This window comes from Brevundimonas sp. LjRoot202 (assembly GCF_964253355.1).
In the GTDB taxonomy this organism is placed as follows: Bacteria; Pseudomonadota; Alphaproteobacteria; order Caulobacterales; family Caulobacteraceae; genus Brevundimonas.
Window position 1 is genome coordinate 450,505 of sequence record NZ_CAXUQW020000001.1, and the last position, 15,882, is coordinate 466,386.

Annotated in this window: 13 protein-coding genes; 3 read left to right on the plus strand and 10 right to left on the minus strand. The window is 69.2% G+C overall.

All coding sequences use genetic code 11. The features are described from left to right. Positions 1 to 55: 55 nt before the first annotated feature. A complete protein-coding gene (gene lexA / locus ACSQ1L_RS02540) occupies positions 56 to 745 on the plus strand; it encodes a transcriptional repressor LexA (RefSeq protein WP_435991623.1) in 690 nt (229 codons plus the stop codon). Here lexA and ACSQ1L_RS02545 read toward each other — a convergent pair. Further along, a complete protein-coding gene (locus ACSQ1L_RS02545; protein ID WP_435991625.1) occupies positions 726 to 2,894 on the minus strand; it encodes a ComEC/Rec2 family competence protein in 2,169 nt (722 codons plus the stop codon). The genes lexA and ACSQ1L_RS02545 overlap by 20 nt on opposite strands. Between ACSQ1L_RS02545 and gltX the strand changes: the two genes are divergently transcribed. Continuing rightward, positions 2,893 to 4,317: a glutamate--tRNA ligase gene (gene gltX / locus ACSQ1L_RS02550; protein WP_435991627.1), complete on the plus strand. Its 1,425-nt coding sequence runs from the start codon at positions 2,893 to 2,895 to the stop codon at positions 4,315 to 4,317. The two genes, ACSQ1L_RS02545 and gltX, sit on opposite strands and share 2 nt — an antisense overlap. 65 nt (positions 4,318 to 4,382) lie before the next feature. Then, positions 4,383 to 5,684, plus strand: coding sequence for a citrate synthase (gltA, locus tag ACSQ1L_RS02555; RefSeq protein ID WP_435991629.1), 1,302 nt, complete (start codon positions 4,383 to 4,385; stop codon positions 5,682 to 5,684). A 52-nt stretch (positions 5,685 to 5,736) separates the two neighbouring features. On the opposite strand, the gene ACSQ1L_RS02560 is transcribed toward gltA, so the two are convergent. Genes ACSQ1L_RS02560 through ACSQ1L_RS02600 form a run of 9 tightly spaced genes read right to left on the minus strand, consistent with a single transcriptional unit; the run spans position 5,737 to position 15,870 of the window. Beyond that, the gene (locus tag ACSQ1L_RS02560; RefSeq protein WP_435991631.1) at positions 5,737 to 7,245 is read right to left on the minus strand and encodes a tryptophan halogenase family protein; all 1,509 of its coding nucleotides are present in this window, start codon (positions 7,243 to 7,245) and stop codon (positions 5,737 to 5,739) included. A gap of 49 nt (positions 7,246 to 7,294) precedes the next feature. Continuing rightward, on the minus strand, positions 7,295 to 8,479 hold the full coding sequence (lpxB, locus tag ACSQ1L_RS02565; protein WP_435991633.1) for a lipid-A-disaccharide synthase: 1,185 nt from the start codon (positions 8,477 to 8,479) through the stop codon (positions 7,295 to 7,297). Beyond that, the gene (gene lpxI / locus ACSQ1L_RS02570; RefSeq protein WP_435991635.1) at positions 8,476 to 9,306 is read right to left on the minus strand and encodes a UDP-2,3-diacylglucosamine diphosphatase; all 831 of its coding nucleotides are present in this window, start codon (positions 9,304 to 9,306) and stop codon (positions 8,476 to 8,478) included. Before lpxI ends, lpxB begins: the two co-directional genes overlap by 4 nt. Further along, complete coding sequence (gene lpxA / locus ACSQ1L_RS02575; RefSeq protein ID WP_435991638.1) at positions 9,303 to 10,088, minus strand: acyl-ACP--UDP-N-acetylglucosamine O-acyltransferase; 786 nt, start codon at positions 10,086 to 10,088, stop codon at positions 9,303 to 9,305. Before lpxA ends, lpxI begins: the two co-directional genes overlap by 4 nt. Next, entirely contained in the window at positions 10,085 to 10,564 is a 480-nt protein-coding gene (gene fabZ, locus ACSQ1L_RS02580; protein ID WP_435991640.1) for a 3-hydroxyacyl-ACP dehydratase FabZ, read from the minus strand. The genes lpxA and fabZ overlap by 4 nt, the downstream gene beginning before the upstream one ends. Continuing rightward, positions 10,557 to 11,588, minus strand: coding sequence for a UDP-3-O-(3-hydroxymyristoyl)glucosamine N-acyltransferase (gene lpxD / locus ACSQ1L_RS02585; protein ID WP_435991642.1), 1,032 nt, complete (start codon positions 11,586 to 11,588; stop codon positions 10,557 to 10,559). Before lpxD ends, fabZ begins: the two co-directional genes overlap by 8 nt. A gap of 1 nt (position 11,589) precedes the next feature. Next, entirely contained in the window at positions 11,590 to 12,168 is a 579-nt protein-coding gene (locus ACSQ1L_RS02590; RefSeq protein ID WP_435991644.1) for an OmpH family outer membrane protein, read from the minus strand. Positions 12,169 to 12,202: 34 nt separating this feature from the next. Further along, positions 12,203 to 14,620, minus strand: a complete 2,418-nt coding sequence (gene bamA / locus ACSQ1L_RS02595) for an outer membrane protein assembly factor BamA (protein WP_435991646.1) — start codon at positions 14,618 to 14,620, stop codon at positions 12,203 to 12,205. Positions 14,621 to 14,652: 32 nt separating this feature from the next. Beyond that, on the minus strand, positions 14,653 to 15,870 hold the full coding sequence (locus tag ACSQ1L_RS02600; protein WP_435991647.1) for a M50 family metallopeptidase: 1,218 nt from the start codon (positions 15,868 to 15,870) through the stop codon (positions 14,653 to 14,655). Positions 15,871 to 15,882: the final 12 nt, after the last annotated feature.

The window sequence follows — 15,882 nt, forward strand, 5'->3', positions numbered from 1 at the left end:
GTTTGCGGTTTGTTCCGTTAGCGTTCTCGCAACGGGATTCGCCGCCGAGGTCGCCATGCTCACGCGCAAACAGCACGAACTGCTGATGTTCATCCACGAACGGATCAAGGAGACGGGCGTCTCCCCCTCGTTCGATGAGATGAAGGAGGCGCTGGATCTGGCGTCCAAGTCGGGCATCCACCGGCTGATCACGGCGCTGGAGGAGCGCGGCTTTATCCGCCGCCTGGCGCACCGCGCCCGGGCGCTGGAGGTGGTCAAGCTGCCGGAGCAGGCCACGGCGCAGACGCGCAGCCGGCAACCGTTCCGCCCGGACGTCATCGAGGGCGGCGGACGGCCCTTCGCCGCCGAGCCCGCCAACGACACCCGCGAACTGTCGGTCATGGGCAAGATCGCCGCCGGCACGCCGATCGCCGCCATCGAGCACGAGCAGGCCCGCTATCCGGTGCCCGAGACCATGTTGGGGGCCGGCGAGCACTACATGCTCGAGATCGAGGGCGATTCGATGATCGAGGCCGGCATCCTCAACGGCGACCTGGTGATCATCAAATCCGTCGACACCGCCTCGTCGGGCGAGATCGTCGTGGCCCTGGTCGAGGGCGAGGAAGCGACGCTGAAGCGGCTGCGCAAGAAGGGCGGCTCGATCGCCCTGGAGCCGGCCAACCGCAACTATGAGACCCGCATCTTCGGCCCGGACCAGGTCGAGGTGCAGGGCAAGCTGGTCGGCCTCATCCGCCGCTATCACTGACTGCGGGAACGCCGCGCGGGCTCCACGGCCGGTCACCGCGCACCTGTGAGGACCAGACGGCGCGCCAGCGGTTGGCCGACGGCGGCCCCTCGCGCCACAGTTCGACCGCGCCGCCGCGGGCGTAGTCGATCCCGTCCAGCATCAACCGGCCTTCGCATGAGGCGGGAAGGACATGGACGGGCGCACGGACGCTGACGACCGGCGCGGCGGCGCACAGGGCGTCCATCTGTTCCACCGACGGCGCGCGCTTGCCCCACCACAGGGCCAGCGGGCCGGCCGACGGCGGCGACGGGGCGCAGGAGAAGCGGGTGCAGGTCCAGCCCTCGTCCGGCCGCCCGACCGGCGTGACGCCGCGTCGGCGGGACCAGACGTCGACCGCGAACTGGCGCACGCCGGGGCGGGCCACGACCGCCTCCCCCGCCTCGATCCAGGCCGCGTTGGTCCCGCCGTCGCCGATCCACAGGTCGGGCGTGGGCGCGCGCGGCCACAGCATCACCGCCGCCGCGAACGGCAGGCCCAGCCAGCGCAGCGGCCCGCGCCACAGGCAGCAGAACAGCACGCCGAGGAAGGCGATCGGCAGCACATAGTCGGGCGCGCTGGCCACAGTCCGCACCGCGCCAGGCAGCGCCGCCGTCCAGGCGCCGATGGCCAGCATCAGCTCGATCCCCCGCGCCGCCAGCCACAGGAAGGGCGCGCCCAGGCCGAGCGGCTCCAGCAGGGCCCCGAGGGCCAGCGCCGGCATGATCAGGAAGTCGGACACCGGCGCGGTGGCCAGGTTGGCGGCCAGGCCGTACATGGCGGTGCGGTTGAAATGCTGCATGGCGAACGGCCCGGTGGCCGCGCCCGCGACCAGGCTGGCGAGGACCGCCGCCCCGACCCAGGCTGCGCTCCTCTGGACGATCAGGATGGGCAGGGGCGCGGAAATCTCGCGTGGGCGGACCGGCCAGGCCTCGACCAGCGCCACCAGCGCCGCCGTGGCCGCGAACGACATCTGGAAGCCGGGCGTGACGATGGCTTCGGGCTGGAGCAGCAGGACCACGAAGGCCGCGACGGCCAGGGCGTGCATGGTGATGGCCTGCCGGTCCAGCAGGACAGCGAGGAAGGCGATCGAGGCGGTGATCGCCGCCCGCTCGGCCGGCGGCGGCGCGCCGGACACGACCAGATAGGTCCCCACCGCCAGCAGGCCGCCCCAGGCCGCAACCTTCTTGCCCGGCACGCGCAACGCCAGCCACGGCCAGGCGGCGACCAGCAGACGCACCAGGAAGAAGGCGAAGCCCCCGACGACCGCCATGTGCAGGCCCGAGATCGACAGGATGTGGGCCAGCCCCGAGTCGCGCATCACGTCGACATCGTCAGGGTCGAGCCAGGCCTCGTGGCCCGTGGTCATGGCGGCCGCAATGCCGCCGGCCCGCTCGCCCTGCCGCGCCACGATTCGGCGGGCCAGGTCATAGCGCAGCCCGTTGACCGCCATCGCCGCGCGCAGTCGCCACGGCGGCTCCGGCAGGTACGCCGGCCGGACCTCGCCCAGACCGAAGGCCACCCCGCCAAGCCCTTGGAAAAAGGCGTTGCGGCCGAAATCGTAGGCGCCGGGGCTGGCCGGGGCGGGCGGCGGATTGAGGATGGCGAACAGGCGGATCGCCTCTCCGGGTTCGGGCGCGACGCCGCGCACCGTAGCGCGCAGGCGAACCGGCGTGTCCTCCGGCGCGAGGCCGCGGATGCGGACGGGCGCGATCACCACGCGCGGACCGGCGGCGCCGGGGCTGTCGACGTCGACGACCCAGCCCTCGACCACGGTCGGCTCGCTCATCGCCGGAGCGATCGGAGCCGTGACCGCATCGGTGCGCAGTTTGGCGACGGCCAGTCCGAAGGTGAAACACGCCAGGAGCATCAGCGGCAGGGTCCAGACGCGGCTCGCCCTGAGCCGCCGCGCGCCCAGCCAGGCCGCGGCCGTCGCGACCGCGAACAGCAGCAGCGGCGCGGCCGCCGGCTCGGACTTCAGGAAGAAGTAGACCGCGCAGCCGCCGCCCATCGCCACGGGGGCCCACAGCCGCCAGCGCAGGGTCTGGGCGACGACCTGGGCTCCCAGAAATCCGCCGAAGCGCGAGCGGAGACTGTGCATCGCCGGAGCGGACGGTATAACGCCCGCCATGACCTCCCCGTCCGCCTCCATGCCCGAAGTCGTCACCCGCTTCGCCCCCTCGCCGACCGGCTTCCTGCACATAGGCGGCGCTCGCACGGCGCTTTTCAACTATTTGTATGCCCAGCGCCACAACGGGAAGTTCCTGGTGCGGGTCGAGGACACCGATCGGGAGCGCTCGACCGAGGCGGCCGTGCAGGCGATTTTCGACGGCCTGAGCTGGCTCGGCCTCTTCGCCGACGACGAGCCCGTGTTCCAGCATGCCCGCGCCGACCGGCATCGCGAGGTCGTCAACGAGTTGCTGGAGCGGGGCGCGGCCTACCGTGATTTCACCTCGGCCGAAGAGACGGGACGCCTGCGCGACCTGGCCAAGGCCGAGCGGCGCACCTTCGAGTCGCCATGGCGCGACCGCGCGCCGACCGTCGACGACCTGACCCAGGCCCATGTTGTCCGCTTCCGTCGCCCCCTGCCCGGCCAGGTGGTCGTCGAGGACGAGGTCCAGGGCACGGTCAGTTGGGCCAATGAGGACCTCGACGACCTGGTCCTGCTGCGCTCGGACGGCGCGCCGACCTACAACCTCGCCGTGGTGGTCGACGACCATGACATGGGCGTGACCCATGTCATCCGCGGCGACGACCACCTGAACAACGCCGCGCGCCAGAGCCTGATCTACGACGCCCTCGGCTGGACCCGGCCGACCTTCGCCCACATCCCGCTGATCCACGGCCCGGACGGGGCCAAGCTGTCAAAGCGGCACGGGGCGCAGGCGGTGCACGAATACGCCGAGATGGGCTACCTGCCCGAAGCCATGCGCAACTATCTGGCCCGGCTGGGCTGGTCGCACGGCGACGATGAATTGTTCTCGGACGCCCAGGCGGCCGAATGGTTCGATCTGGCCGGCGTCGGCAAGGCCCCGGCCCGGCTGGACTTCGACAAGCTGGCGCACGTCAACGCCCACTGGATCCGGCTGGCCGACGACGACCGGCTGGCCAAGCTGACGCTCGACGTGCATCTGGCCCGGGGCCATGCGCTCGGACCGGACGACGAGGTCCGGCTGACCCGGGCCCTGCCCTTCATCAAGGACCGGGCGAAGACCACGCTCGAGTTGGCCGACCAGACCGCCTTCGTGCTCAAGCCGCGGCCGATCGCCATTGAACCGAAGGGCCGTGACCTGCTCGCCGGGGAGGCCGGCGAGCGGATCGGGCGGTTGCGCGACCGGCTGGCCCTGTTCGAAAGCTGGGATGTCTTCGCGCTCGAGGCCGAACTCAGGGTCTTCGCCGAGGAAGAGGCGGTCGGCTTCGGCAAGATCGGCCCGGCCGCCCGCGCGGCCCTGACCGGCGGCTCCACATCACCCGACATCGCGAAAACGTTGGCGGCGCTCGGCCGGGAAGAAAGCCTCGGCCGTTTGAATGATGCGCTGCAACAGACTATCTGAACTGCGTACCGAAACACGACCCGCCGCCTCCCCGCGCGAGGCCGCCGTCTGACCAAGGGGCTTATATGACTGAACTCGCCAAACCCGCCGGCTCGGCCACCCTCACCTACGGCGACAAGTCCGTGGAATTGCCGGTGCTGTCGGGTTCGACCGGTCCCGATGTGATCGACATCCGCAAGCTGTACGGCGCGACCGAGGCCTTCACCTACGATCCCGGCTTCACCTCGACGGCGGCTTGCGAGAGCGCCCTGACCTTCATCGACGGCGACGCGGGCACCCTGCTGCACCGCGGCTATCCGATTGACCAGCTGGCCTCGAGGTCCAACTTCGTCGAGGTCTGCCACCTGCTGCTGCACGGCGAACTGCCGACCGCGTCCGAATACGAGGCGTTCGAACGCAACATCACCATGCATACGATGCTGCACTCGCAGTTCGAACGCTTCTTCGAGGGCTTCCGCCGCGACGCCCACCCGATGGCGATCATGGTCGGGACGGTCGGGGCGCTGTCGGCGTTCTATCACGACAGCCTGGACATTCATGATCCGGTGCAGCGGAACATCTCGGCGATCCGGCTGATCGCCAAGATGCCGACGATCGCGGCGCGGGCGTACAAGTACCACGTCGGCCAGCCGTTCATCTCGCCGCGCAACGACCTGAGCTACGCCGAGAATTTCCTGCGCATGTGCTTCGCCGTTCCGGCCGAGGACTATGTGGTCAATCCGGTGCTGGCCAGGGCCATGGACCGCATCTTCATCCTGCACGCCGACCACGAGCAGAACGCCTCGACCTCGACCGTCCGCCTGGCCGGTTCGTCGGGCGCCAATCCCTTCGCCTGCATCGCCGCCGGCATCGCCTGCCTGTGGGGCCCGAGCCATGGGGGCGCCAACGAGGAGGCGCTGAACATGCTCAAGGAGATCGGCACGCCGGACAGGATCCCGGAGTTCATCGAGGGCGTGAAGGCCAAGAAATACAAGCTGATGGGCTTCGGCCATCGCGTCTACAAGAACTACGATCCGCGCGCCAAGGTGATGAAGGAGAGCGCCGACGAGGTGCTCGAGGCGGTCGGCGACAAGAACGACCCGCTGTTCCAGGTGGCCAAGGAACTGGAGCGGATCGCGCTCAACGACGAGTATTTCATCGAGCGCAAGCTGTTCCCGAACGTCGACTTCTATTCAGGCATAACTCTGTCCGCGATGGGCTTCCCGACCTCGATGTTCACGGTGCTGTTCTCGCTGGCCCGCACGGTCGGCTGGATCGCCCAGTGGCAGGAGATGATCGGCGATCCGACCCAGAAGATCGGCCGCCCGCGCCAACTCTACACGGGTCCGACCGAACGCGACTACGTGCCGATCCAGTCGCGCGGCTAGGAGCGCGACACCATCGATGACGGCGCCGGGGTTCCGCCCCGGCGTCGGTTGATCAGACCGGCGGCGCCTTGCAGTAGCGGTCGATGAAGGCCTGGTGGGTCGGCATCTCGGCCGCGGCGTGGGCCACCACGTCCCGGAATCGCTCCATGCGCCGGCGGATGGCGCCGGGATCGTGCGCCGCCGCCACCGGATCGAAGCCGCGCGGCTCGACGCCCTGCCCGAGCATGACCGCGACCCAGCTGGTTTCCGAAAAGAGCTCCTCGTCCTCGCGCAGGAAGCGGCCCTGCCCCCTGAACAGGGCCAGTTTGCGCTGCAGGGTCTCGGGAACCTCCATGGTCCGCACGTGATCCCAGAGCGGCGAATCGGACCGCGTGGTGGCGTGGTAGTGCAGGATCACGAAGTCGCGCAGCCGGGCGTACTCGGTCGCGGTCCGGCGATTGTATTCGTCGGTCAGGGCTGGATCGAAGGCGCGGTCGGGGAACAGCGCCAGGAGCCGGAAGAGCCCGCTCTGGATCATGTGGATGCTGGTCGACTCCAGCGGCTCGAGAAAACCGGAAGCCAGGCCGAGGGCGACGCAGTTCTTGATCCACGACCGGCGGCGGCGGCCGGTCGTGAACCGCAGGGTCCTGGGCTCCGCCACGGCGTCGCCGTCCAGGGCCGCCAGGAGATCGGCGGTGGCTTCGTCCTCGCTGATGAACTGGCTGCAGTGGACATAGCCGTTGCCGGTGCGGTGCTGCAGGGGGATGCGCCACTGCCATCCGGCGGTGCGCGCCGTCGAGCGGGTGTAGGGCTCGGGCTCGCCGACATTCTCGCTGGCGACGGCTACGGCCCGGTCGCAGGGCAGCCAGTGGGTCCAGTCCTCGAACCCCGCCTCCAGCGTCTGTTCGATCAGCAGTCCGCGGAAGCCGGTGCAGTCGATGAACAGCTCCGCCTCGATGACCTCCCCCGATTCCAGGCGCACGCCTTCGATGAAGCCGTCAAGCGGGCGCTGCACGACCTCGATGATCCGGCCTTCGCGCCGGACCACGCCCCGCTCCTCCGCATAGGCGCGCAGGAAGGCGGCGTAGAGCGCGGCGTCGAAGTGGAAGGCATGGGCCAGCATCGACAGGATGTTCCGGGGATCCTTCACCGGCCGGAAAAATTTCCCGGCCCGCGCCGCGACCGCCGGCAGGCAGTACTGGTCCAGCGGCCCGGGGTCGCCGAGGGTCCGCTGACGCAGCCAGTGCTGGTGAAACGGCGTGTCGTCGAAATCGAGGCCATAGCGGCCGAACGGGTGCAGATAGCGGTCCCCCAGCGCGCCCCAGTCGCGCAGCTCGATGCCGAGCTTGAAGCTGGCCTGCGTCGCGCGGACGAAGGCGTCCTCGTCGAGGCCGAGAAAGTTGTTGAAGTCGACGATGGGAGGAATCGTCGCCTCGCCCACGCCCACCGTGCCGATCTCGGCCGACTCCACGAGGGTGATCCGGACCGTATCGCGGAGTTTTCGGGCCAGCGCCGCGGCGGCCATCCAGCCCGCCGTGCCGCCGCCGATGACGGCGATGGTCTCTATGGGTTGTTGGGTCATCGACCGAGCCTAGCGACTCGACCCCCGATGACAAGGCGGAGCCCGGCGTTCAGCCCGGGATCGCCGCCCCGTTCCGTCGCTCGACGATGGTCCGCAGTACGGCGTCTGCGGCGATCTCGGACGGATCGCGCCCCTCCCGCCCCATCAGGTCCAACGCCGCCGTCTGGCGCGCCGCCTGCTCGGCCCGGGCCCCGGGATCGGCGAGCAGATGGCCCACGGCGTCGGCCAGCCTGACGGGCGTGGCGTCCGCCTGGATCAGTTCGGGCGCGATCTCCTCGCCGGCGGCGTGGTTGAACAGGGTCGCGTACTTGCCGGTGAAGAATGGCTTCATGATCGCGTAGCTGAGCGGCTGGAAGCGGTAGGCGATGACCATGGGTGCGCCGGCCAGCGTGAGTTCGGTGGAAACCGTGCCGCTGGTCGCCAGGGCCACGGTGGCGGCCTTCATGGCGGCGTACTTCTCCGACTCCGGAACCATGTGCGCGCGGAAGGGCCAGGCGGCCACCCGGGCGGTGACGTCGTCGGCGACCGTGCCGGCGGCGACGACGGCGATCTCCAGCGACGGGTCGTGGCGTTTCAGGCGGGCCGCGGCGGCCTCGTAGACCGGAGTCATCAGCCGGATTTCGGAGGGACGGCTGCCCGGCAGCACCAGCAGCAGCGGTGTCTCCGGGGCGATGCCGCGCGAGGCCCGGAAGGCGGCGGCATCCGCCCCGCTCATGTCGACGTGCAGGGCCTGCGAGCCCACGACCGTCGTGGGCAAGCCCTCCTTCTCGAACCAGGGCGCGTCGAAAGCGTAGAGGGCCAGCAGGTGGTCGACGGAGGCGGCGAGCGTCTTCGCCCGACCCGGCCGCGACGCCCAGACCTGGGGGCCCACATACTTGATCAGCGGCACGCCCGGCAGTTCGGCGCGAAGCGCCTTGGCGACCCGGATGGTGAAGCCCCAACTGTCGATCAGGACCACGACGTCGGGCCGTTCGGCGCGAGCCAGCGCCACGGTGTCCGCCACCCGCCGCTTGACCACGCCATAGGCCTTGAGGCCCTCGAGCCAGCCGAGGACCGACAGGTCGGCGATGTCGAACGGGCTGGCCACGCCCTCCTCGGCCATCTTCGGACCGCCAACGCCGACGAAGACCACGTCCTTGCCTAGCCGGGCCTTGAGCGCGCGCGCCAGCCCCGCCCCGAGCGCGTCGCCCGAGGCCTCGGCGGCGACCAGCATGACCTTCAGGGCGCGGCTCACCGGGACTCTCCCCAGACGAACAGGCCCAGCCTGTCGGCGGCCTCGACGATGGCCGGGTGGTCAATGAGGATCAGCTGCCCCGCCACGCCACCGACCCCGGCCAGTCCGGCGGCGGCGGCGAGTTCGATGGTCCGGGAGCCCATCACCGGCATGTCGACCCGCAGGTCCTGGATCGGCTTGGGCGCCTTGCCGAGCGCGCCTTTGCGACCGGCCGCCGAGCCGCGCAGGTCGGCGGGCAGGCCGGCGACCCGGGCCAGCATGGCGTCGGTGCCCTCCTGGGCCTCGACCGCCAGCACCAGGCCATCGCAGACGACCGCGCCCTGACCGATGTCAAGTTCTCCGGCTTTTTCCGCGACGTGAAGGGCTTTCTTCAGGTCCTGCAGCTGTTCCGGCGTCGGCGTGATCGCGCCGAGCGCGCCCGCGGGCAGTGTCTCGCCGCCGAGGATGTCGTCGGCGCCCTGGATGGCGTAGCCCTCGGCCTCGAACACCGAGAGAATCTTGCGCAGCAGGGCGTCGTCACCCTTGGTCGCCGCCGCGACGATGCCGGGCAGCAGGGTGGCGCCCCTGAAGTCGGGTTTCAGGCTCTTGAAGTCCGGGCGGCTGACCGTGCCGGCGAAGCAGACGGCGTCGCAGCCCGCCTTCTTCAGCGCCGAGAGCACCCGGCCGATTTCGGCCATGCCCGCGTCCACGCCCGGGTAGCGGGCCAGATGCGGGTCGGCGAAACCCGCCAGCCGGACCACGAACACCGGCCGCCCTTCGGCCTCGCAACGGGCGGCGACGGACAGCGGCAGGGCCCCTCCGCCCGCGATCAGGCCCAGTTTGCTCATTCGCCGGGCAGGCACAGCGGACGTTTGCCGTCCTCACGGATGAACGCGACGATCTCCATGATTTCGGGGAGGTCCGCGTAGTCGGTCGCCACGGCGTCGACGCGGCCGGCGAAGGTCCCTTGCCCCTCGAACAGGTCGCGATAGGCCGCGAGCATCCGACGGATGGCGTCTTTCCCGTATCCCTTGCGCTTCAGCCCGACCAGATTGAGTCCGTGCAGTCGCGCGTGATTGCCCCAGGCCGAGCCATAGGGAATCACGTCGCGGGTCACCGCCGCCAGCCCGCCGACGATGGCCCCCTGCCCGACCCGTCCGAACTGGTGCACCGCGCAAAGCCCGCCCAGGAAGACCCGGTCGCCGATCCGGGCATGCCCGCCCAGGGTGGCCTGGTTGGCGAAGGTGACATTGTTTCCCACCACGGCGTCATGGCCGACGTGGGCGCCCGTCATGAACAGATTGTGGGAGCCGACGCGGGTCACGCCCCCACCCTGCGGCGTGCCGCGGTTGAAGGTGGAATGCTCGCGGATCAGGCAGTCCTCGCCGATCTCCAGCCGGACCGATTCGCCCTTGTAGCCGCCATGCTGCGGATCGCCGCCGATCACCGAGAAGGGATGGATGACGGTGCGGGCGCCGACGGTCGTATCCTGCTGGACCACCACATGGCTGACCAGCCGCACGTCCTCGTGCAGGACCACGCCAGGGCCGACAACGCACGACGGGCCGATCTCGACGCCGTCCGCGAGCTGCGCCCCGGCGTCGACGAGGGCGGTCGGATGAATGCTCACGGCGTGACCGGTTGATCGACGGTGACCACCATGGCGGCGAAGTCGGCCTCGGCGGCCAATTTGCCGTCGATGAAGGTCTCGCCCCGGAACTTGAAGATATCGCCGCGCTGCTTCGTCACCACCACCTTCATGCGCAGCTGGTCGCCGGGCCGGGCCGGCTTGCGGAAGCGGACGCCGTCGATCGACATGAACATGATGATCTTGCCGTCGACCTCGACGTCCATGGTCTTGGACATCATCAGCGCGCCGGTCTGGGCCATGGCCTCGACGATCATCACGCCCGGCATGACCGGATCGATCGGGAAGTGGCCGGGGAAATAGGGCTCGTTGTGGGTGACGTTCTTGATGCCGGTGATCGAGGTCCCGGACACGAAGTCCTCGGCCCTGTCGACGAGCAGGAACGGATAGCGGTGCGGCAGGCGCCGCATCACCTCGGCGTAGTCGATCGTCCCCCCGGCTCCCGTTTGGTCACTCATTCCCGGCCTTCCCTGCGCGTGCCTTTCCGCTCGCCTGTTTGGCGAGCCAGATCGTTTCACGCAAGAACTGTCGAAGCGGTTTGGCGGGATAACCGGACCATGTTTCGCCCGCGGGGATGTCCTGCAGCACGCCGGCGCCCGCGGCCACGCGCGCGCCCTCCCCGATGGCCAGGTGGTCGCCGACGCCGGCCTTGCCGCCGAAAATGACGCCGTCTCCGACGGTGACAGAGCCGGAAATGCCGGTGTTGGCCGCCATCAGGCAGTTGCGGCCGATCACGCAGTTGTGGCCGATCATGACCAGGTTATCGATCTTGGTGTTCTCGCCGACGACCGTGTCGTCATAGGCCCCGCGGTCGATGCAGGAGTTCGCCCCGACGCTGACGCCGTCCTGCAGGATGACCCGGCCCAGCTGGGGCACGTCGACGGGACCCGAGCGCGATCCGGCGGCGCCGAAGCCCGGCTCGCCGATCCGCGCGCCCGACAGCAGGCGGACGCGGTCGCCAATCAGAGCGAAGCCGAGACTGACATTCGAGCCTATGACGCAGTCCCGGCCGATCTGAACGCCGGGACCGACGACGGTGTTGGCGCCGACGCGGGTGCCGCGGCCGATGCGGGCGCCCTGCCCCAGCACCACGCCCGGCGCGAGCACGACCGTGTCGTCCTCGATGACGTCAGCGGCGGCGGCGGCGCTGACCAATGGAACCGGACGGTGGAACAGCAGCGAGGCGCGGGCCCAGGCGGCCTGGCTCTCACTCGAGACGATGACGGCGGCGCCGGCGGGAGCCGCCTCGACGGCGGAGGCCGGGACGATGACGCAGCCGGCGGCGGTGCCGGCCAGCGCCGGAAGGAATTTGCGGTCGCCGAGAAAGGCGACGTCGGCCGCGCCGGCGGTCGCCAGAGGCGCGACGGCGGAGACCTTTCGGTCCCCGCCACGCGAAAGTTCGCCCCCGATCCGTCCCGCAAGCTCGCCGACCGTCAGGGCCGGCAGCTGCTCGAAGAAGCGCGCATCGGGGCCTCGGCCCATATTACTGGGCCGGTTGCTGGGCCGGGACCGGCATGCGGCTGAACGACAGCGACGGCAGGGCCGCGTTGACGCGCTGGATCGCCGCCTCGGTGAGATCCATCGAGGGGTTCACCCGAAGGACCGTGTCCCGCGAGATCAGGATGCCGCAGCCGCGCTCGGTGTAGAGCGCCAGGATGATCGGATCGGCCGCCTGGGAGATCTGCTGAAGCTGCATCGCCTGGGTGTAGCGCAGTTCGCCTTCGCGGGTCTGGGCCAGGTTGCGGGCTTCCTGGTAGCGGGTCGCCAGCGCCTGTTCGGCGGTGGCGAACTCGGCCTGCGGGATGGTGCCGCGGCCCTGCTGCAGCCGCTGGCTTTCTGTCTGGATGTACTGTTCGTAGGGGCCCAGCTCGGTCTGCACTTCCTGCTGCAGGCGCTGCATGCCCGTCTGGACGGACTGGCCGGCGGTCGATTGGGCCAGCAGGCGGTCGTGGTGGTAGACGCAGACGCCGGGAATGGCGGGTCCGAAATTCTGGTCCTGGGCGGCCGCGGCCGATCCGGCCAGCATGGCGAGGGCGAAGGCGCCGAAAGCGAGGGTTTTCATCATGATGCCTTTGAGCGGGCCGAAGGCCCGTCGGTTAGAACTGGGTTGAAGTCGAGAAGCGGAAGGTCTCGGTCTTGTCGTAGTCTTCCTTGCCGAGAATTTTGCTGAGATCGAAGCGGATCGGCCCCATGGGCGAGCGCCAGTGGATGCTGAGGCCCGCGGAGGCGCGCAGCTCCAGATCGTCGACGATACGGGAACTGGGCGTGCCGTCCGGATTGACGGTGTAGCGTTCATCCAGCGCCCCCACGGTGCCCACGTCGGTGAACAGCGAGGTGCGGATGCCGTACTCCTCCGGCAAGCCGTTCGGGACGGTGAGGTCGATGGTGCCGACGACGTAGAAATTACCGCCGAGGGCGTCCGTCGTGTTCAGGTCGCGCGGACCGATGCCCGCCGTCTCGAAGCCGCGGAAGCTGTTGCCGCCCTTGAAGAAGCGGTCGTTGATCCGGATCGGATCGCCGCCCCAGCCGGCCACATAGCCGGTCGACGCCGAGGTGGAGACGACCCAGTTCGGCGTGATGCCCCAATAGGCCGAGATTTCGGCTTCGGTCTTCACGTAGTTCACATCGCCGCCGAGGCCGGCGAAGTCCTGGATGAGACGTCCGGTCCAGCCACGGGTCGGCCGAACCGGATCGTTCCTGCGATCGACGAACAACGTGTATCCGGCCGACGAGTTCAGGAAAGAACCGACCTGGTCGCAGAGCGCGTTCGAACCCGTGCCGCCAGAGTTGCAGAAGTTAAACGGGACGATGATCTCGTCGGACTTCAGGAAGTAGCGGGTGCTGAGCAGGGTGTAGGCGTTCAGCGGATAGGACAGGCGCACGCCGCCGCCCGTCGAGCGGTAGTCGTACGACGAATATTCGCTCAGGTCGTAGCGCGAGTGGAAAGCGTCGAAACCGGCCCGCAGGTCGCGGCCGAGGAATCTCGGCTCGGTGAAGCGGAAGTCGATCTGCTGGCGCAGCGAGCCCCACTCGACGCGGGCGACGACGTTCTGGCCGCGGCCGCGGAAGTTCCGCTCGGTGATGCCCAGGTTGACGACGAAGGAGTCGACGGAGCTGAAGCCGGCCCCGACGGACAGTTCGCCGGTCGGCTGCTCGGTGACCGTGACGTTGACGACCGAACGGTCCGGCGCGGACCCCCGGGCCTCCTCCACCGTCACGTCCTTGAAGAAGCCCAGGCTGCGCAGATTGTTGCGCGAGCGCTCCAGCAGGGTGCGGTTGAAGGCGTCGCCCTCGGTCAGCATCATCTCGCGGCGGATGACATTGTCCAGGGTGCGGGTGTTGCCGATGACGTTGATGCGGTCGACGTAGACGCGCTGGCCCTCGCGGACGTTGAAGGTGACGTCGACGGTGTCGGTCTCGGGATTGGCCTGGTAGGTCGGATCGATCTCGACGAAGGCGTAGCCGGCCGACCCCGCCGCGAAGGTCAGGGCGTCGACGGCCGATTCGATCTTGTCGCTCTCGTACAGCTGGCCCGACCGGACCGGCAGCAGGCGCTGGAGGAAGTCCGGGTTCAGGCGGTCGTTCTCGGTGACCACCTTGACCGTGCCGAAGTTGTAGCGGTCGCCCTCGTCCAAGGTGATGGTGATGCCGAAGGCGCTGTCGTCGGGGGCCAGTTCGGCGATGGCCGAGAGCACCCGGAAATCATAGTAGCCGCGGTTGGTGTAGAATTTCCGCAGCTGTTCGCGATCGTAATCGAGGCGGTTGGGGTCGTAGTTGTCGTTCGAGCCGAACAGGCGCCACCACTCCGATCGCTTGGTGACCATGACCTCCTGCAGATCGCCGTCCGAGAAGGCGGTGTTGCCGAGGAAGGTGATCGCCCGGACGCCCGTCTCGGGGCCTTCGTCGATCTCGAAGATGACATCGACGCGGTTCTGGTCGAGCTGGACCAGCTTGGGCGTGACGGTGGCCGAGATGCGGCCCGACAGGCGATACAGCTCGACGATCTTGCCGACATCCTCCTGGACCCGGGCGCGAGTGTAGATGCCGCGGGGCGCCAAGGTGACCTCCTCGCGCAGCTTGTCCTCGCTGATCGCGCCGTTCCCCTCGAACACCACCTGGTTGATGATCGGATTCTCGACGATCTCGACGATCAGGTCGCCGTTCGGCTGGATGCCCAGCTGGATGTCGGCGAACAGGCGGGTGCGGTCGAGGGTGCGGACGGCCACGTCCAGAACGGCCGGGTCGACCGTGTCGCCGGGCTGGATGGGCAGATAGGACAGGATCGTGGTCTGGTCGATGCGCTGGTTGCCACGCACCAGGATGCGGTTGACCTGCACGCGCTGCACCTCGGCCGGAGGCGGCGCCTCCTGCGGCTGGATCACGATGGTCGGCTCGGCCGCTGGCGCCGTCTGGGCCAGGGCCGGTCCGGTCAGACCGGCGGCGACCACGAGGGCCAGCAGGCTCGGGCTCAGGCCACGAGCGAAACGAAGGGCGGACGCGTCTTGTTGAATCATGCGGGAAACCATCGGGGGCTGGCGTCGGCTCATCAAGCGAGCCCGCCGAGGAATTTGAACAGGCTCAGCTTCTGCAGGTCGTTCCAGGTGGCGAACAACATCAATCCCGCCAGCAAAGCAAGACCGACGCGGTAGCCGACTTCCTGAACATGCGCGGGGACTGGTCTGCGCGCCACAGCTTCATAGCCGTAGAACAGAAGGTGGCCGCCGTCGAGAACGGGTATCGGCAACAGGTTCACGATGCCGATGCCGATCGACACCAGGGCGGCGAAACTGAGGAAGGTCAGGGCCAGGTTGGCGGCCATCAGACCGGGATCGGGATTGGCCTCGACCGCCAGACGGGTCACGCCGCCCGCCGCCTTGGCGATGCCGATCGGGCCGTTGAGCAGATCGCCCGATTCCTTGCCGACGAAGATGCGGCCGATGTAGGTCGCCGTCGTGCCGACGGTGGCGCCAATCATTTCAACGCCCTTGCCGGCAGCCTCGACAGGGTTCAGCCGGCGGAACCGGTAGTCCGCGCTGACGAGCGCGCCCAGTCCAAGGCCGATGCGGGCGATACGCACGCGGCCGGCGAGTTCGTCGTTCTCGAGGCGGCGCACCGGGGTCGCGGTCAGGGTCACCGGCCCGTCCGCCCGCTGGACGTTGAAGGTCAGGGGATCGCCGGCGCTCATCATCACGAGGCGAGTGACCTCGGCGCCCTCCTCGACCGGCCGGCCGTTGACGGCCACGATCAGGTCGCCGGGGCGGAAGCCCGCGGCCGCCGCGGGCGTGCCTTCGCTGACGGTGGCCACCCGGGGCGCGACGATCCGCTCGCCGATCACGCTGAACAGGACGGTGAACAACACCATGGCCAGGACGAAGTTGGCCGCCGGTCCGGCCGCCACGATCAGGGCGCGCTGCCAGATCGGCTTGAAATGGAAATAGTCGCGCTCGGCGCCGGGGCCGTTCTCGGCGATGACGCGCTGGCGCAGTTCGTCCAGCCCCGCCTGATCCGGCACGCTGGAGGCGTCGAGGTCGCCCGAGAATTTGACGTAGCCGCCCAGCGGCAGCCAGGCCATCCGCCATTCCGTGCCGTGGCGGTCGGTCCGGCCGAAGATGGTCTTGCCGAAGCCGACCGAGAACCGGTCGATCTTCACGCCGAAGGCGCGCGCGACAAGGAAGTGGCCCAGCTCATGGATGGTGACGATGAACGTCAGCACCAGCAGGAACGGCACGGTGTAGAGCAGCGCCTGGCCCAGGAAGCCCGTCATGCCGATATGATA

Bases quoted from the DNA above. Each gene is read 5' to 3' on its own strand.
- lexA (WP_435991623.1), top strand. From the start codon at position 56: ATGCTCACGCGCAAACAGCACGAACTGCTGATGTTCATCCACGAACGG.
- gltX (WP_435991627.1), top strand. From the start codon at position 2,893: ATGACCTCCCCGTCCGCCTCCATGCCCGAAGTCGTCACCCGCTTCGCC.
- ACSQ1L_RS02545 (WP_435991625.1), bottom strand. From the start codon at position 2,894: ATGGCGGGCGTTATACCGTCCGCTCCGGCGATGCACAGTCTCCGCTCG.
- gltA (WP_435991629.1), top strand. From the start codon at position 4,383: ATGACTGAACTCGCCAAACCCGCCGGCTCGGCCACCCTCACCTACGGC.
- ACSQ1L_RS02560 (WP_435991631.1), bottom strand. From the start codon at position 7,245: ATGACCCAACAACCCATAGAGACCATCGCCGTCATCGGCGGCGGCACG.
- lpxI (WP_435991635.1), bottom strand. From the start codon at position 9,306: ATGAGCAAACTGGGCCTGATCGCGGGCGGAGGGGCCCTGCCGCTGTCC.
- fabZ (WP_435991640.1), bottom strand. From the start codon at position 10,564: ATGAGTGACCAAACGGGAGCCGGGGGGACGATCGACTACGCCGAGGTG.
- lpxD (WP_435991642.1), bottom strand. From the start codon at position 11,588: ATGGGCCGAGGCCCCGATGCGCGCTTCTTCGAGCAGCTGCCGGCCCTG.
- ACSQ1L_RS02590 (WP_435991644.1), bottom strand. From the start codon at position 12,168: ATGAAAACCCTCGCTTTCGGCGCCTTCGCCCTCGCCATGCTGGCCGGA.
- bamA (WP_435991646.1), bottom strand. From the start codon at position 14,620: ATGATTCAACAAGACGCGTCCGCCCTTCGTTTCGCTCGTGGCCTGAGC.
- ACSQ1L_RS02600 (WP_435991647.1), bottom strand. From the start codon at position 15,870: ATGACGGGCTTCCTGGGCCAGGCGCTGCTCTACACCGTGCCGTTCCTG.